Source organism: Nonomuraea longispora, assembly GCF_004348345.1.
Taxonomy (GTDB): Bacteria; Actinomycetota; Actinomycetes; order Streptosporangiales; family Streptosporangiaceae; genus Nonomuraea; species Nonomuraea longispora.
The window spans coordinates 1-2,048 of the sequence record NZ_SMJZ01000404.1 but is presented as its reverse complement, the minus strand read 5'-3'; the positions used below and the strand labels follow the sequence as shown (position 1 = coordinate 2,048).

1 protein-coding gene is annotated in these 2,048 nt (G+C 65.0%); it reads right to left on the bottom strand.

The features are described from left to right. Positions 1-39: 39 nt before the first annotated feature. Complete coding sequence (locus tag E1267_RS43520; protein ID WP_132342134.1) at positions 40-1,869, bottom strand: glycoside hydrolase family 15 protein; 1,830 nt, start codon at positions 1,867-1,869, stop codon at positions 40-42. Between the last annotated feature and the right edge of the window lie 179 nt (positions 1,870-2,048).

Sequence of the window (2,048 nt, the reverse complement as noted above, 5' to 3'; positions counted from 1 at the left end):
TGAGGTCGCCGGTTGCGCCGAGGATGACGAGTCGGTCGATCATGCCGTGCTACCCGCTCTCGCTCGTGCGAGGTTGACGCCGCTGGCGATGATCCCGATGTGGCTGAACGCCTGCGGGAAGTTGCCCATGAACGCTCCGGTGGACGGGTCGATCTGCTCGGGCATCAACCCGACCGGGTTGGCGCGGGCGCACAACATCGCATACAACTCCTCGGCCCGGTCCTGATGGCCCTGCAGGACCAGGTTGTCCACCAGCCAGAAACCGCACAACACGAAAGCGCCCTCGTCGCCGGCCAGGCCATCGGGCGAGTGCTCATGCAAATAGCGGTAAAGCAAGCCGTCACCGGCCGACAGGCGTTCGGCGATGGCCGCCGTCGTGGCGGCCATACGCGGATGGTCGGCGGGGATGACCTTGCGCAGCGGCAGCGCGAGCAGGCTGGCATCCAGGCCGCCGCTACCGTCGAGGTGCTCGCTCAGACACTGCTCGTCCTCGTTCCAGGCCTGTTCCAGAATAAGCCGGCGGAGTTCCTCACCGGTGGCCCGCCAGGCGGCGATCGGCCCGGACAGGCCCAGCCGCTCGCCGATGGCCGAGGCCCTGTTCACAGCCACCTGACACATCCCGACCGAGTAAGTGAAAACCCGGCCCTCACTACGCACCTCCCAGATACCCTGATCCGGCTGCCGCCACCAACGCGCGGCAGCCCCGGCCAACTCCGCCAGACCAGACCACAGCCCCGGCTGAAGCTCACGCCCGGGAAGCAGCCACTGGTCGGCACAGTCCAGCACCTCACCGTAGACATCATGCTGGCGCTGATCGGCGGCACCGTTGCCCCACCGCACCGGCGCCGAGCGACGGTAACCCTCCAAACCCGGATCGTGGATCTCCTCCGGCACCGGACGCCCGTCAAGGGTGTACATGACACGCGGATGACGACTCTGCTCAAAAGCATCGAGAACCCAGCCGAGGAAAGCGTCAGCCTCCTCCTCAAAACCGACACGACGCAACGCGAACACCGAGTAAGCGGCGTCACGGATCCAGGTGTAGCGATAATCCCAGTTGCGCACCCCGCCGATCGGCGCGGGCAAAGAGGACGTAGGCGCCGCGACAAGCGAACCGTTGCCCCAGTCATCACACAACTTCAAAGTAATCACCGAACGTCGGACCAGCGCCTCCTGCGGGCCCCGGTAACTGCACTTACGCATCCACCGCCGCCAAGCCTCCATGGTCTGGCCCACCATCGCCTCGGGATCGAACCGGTGATGACGGTGGATACGACCCCACGACAGCACCAGATCCAGACGATCCCCCTCCTGAAGGTCATGCACGCCGCGCAAACCGGTCAGCAGACGATTGGACCGCAGATGCAGCCGCAAGTCAGGCCGCCGGGAAGCACGCACCTCCAAACCGTCGTAAAGGGCCCGCGCCTGCCCACCACCGTACGGCTCCAATTCCGCCCGCAACCGCACCGTCCCGGACCGAACCACGGCAGACCGCACCAACTCACACCGGCCACCACCCACATCCTCGCTCAGATCAGCACCCGCACGCAGAACCAGCGCATCAGTGATCCGAACCAGCCCGGCCGGGCCGCGCAACTCCGTCACCAACACCGCGGTGTCCGGCTCGTAGAACTGCCGAGCCTCACGCAGACCATCCACGGTCAACACGAAGTGACCACCACGCTCCTCATCCAACAGACCACACAACAGCGGGTCGCTGTCAAAACGGGGCAGACACAACCACGAGATAGAACCGTCCACACCCACCAGCGCCGCCGTCGTGCCGTCACCGATAAGGCCCAAGTCCTCCAGCGCCAGATAACCCTCCCGGCGGCGCACCACACGAAAAGGCGGATCCTGATCGAGCATGCCTGGCCTTCTCCTCCATACCAACCGGCCACCACCAAAGGGGGGGAATGTCCCTGAACAACGGACGTCACCACCGCCCGTCACCGGACGCTGATCAGCTACCGTCACGCAAACATGATCAGCACTTTCACCACGTCATCGAGCTTCTTGTCCGAGACCTCGAAAGCACGCTCCATCTC

Coding starts and splice junctions, on each gene's coding strand:
- E1267_RS43520 (WP_132342134.1), bottom strand. CDS start 1,869: ATGCTCGATCAGGATCCGCCTTTTCGTGTGGTGCGCCGCCGGGAGGGT.